The following is a 436-nucleotide window of genomic DNA, read 5'->3' on the forward strand; positions in this document are numbered from 1 at the left end:
CAAAAAGAGCTTCGCCGGATGTATGATACCGGCGATTACTCCATCAGCGATCTTTCAGAACTGTTTTCTATTTCTCGGCCAACTGTCTATCGAACTCTCAGCAGAACAGCCTCAACGTTCTTGTTGGGTTCACTCTAAGCGTACGTAAAGTACACTTTCGTGTCGTGACCCCTATTTGAACGAGGCGTTGCGCTGGATTCAGGAGCGGCACGGCAAGGACAACGTGATCGCTGCCATCATTCACCGGGACGAAAAAACGCCGCACCTGTCGGCCTACGTGGTGCCAAAAGACCCCGATACAGGCCGCCTGAATTGCCGCCGGTTCCTCGGTGGTGCCAAGGCCCTGAACGAGATGCAGACCGACTTTGCGCGAGTTGTGGGACGCCCTGTCGGACTGGAACGCGGCATCGAAGGAAGCAAGGCCACCCACACCAAG

2 protein-coding genes are annotated in these 436 nt (G+C 55.5%); both read left to right on the forward strand.

The features are described from left to right. Nucleotides 1-138, forward strand: a 138-nt coding sequence (locus KP705_RS17880; protein WP_215765262.1) for a helix-turn-helix domain-containing protein, incomplete at its 5' end; no start/stop codon positions are given. A gap of 37 nt (nucleotides 139-175) precedes the next feature. Next, nucleotides 176-436, forward strand: a 261-nt coding sequence (locus KP705_RS17885; protein ID WP_215765261.1) for a plasmid recombination protein, incomplete at its 3' end; no start/stop codon positions are given.

Origin of the sequence: Gluconobacter sp. P1D12_c, from assembly GCF_018812105.1 — a bacterium.
In the GTDB taxonomy this organism is placed as follows: Bacteria; Pseudomonadota; Alphaproteobacteria; order Acetobacterales; family Acetobacteraceae; genus Gluconobacter; species Gluconobacter oxydans_A.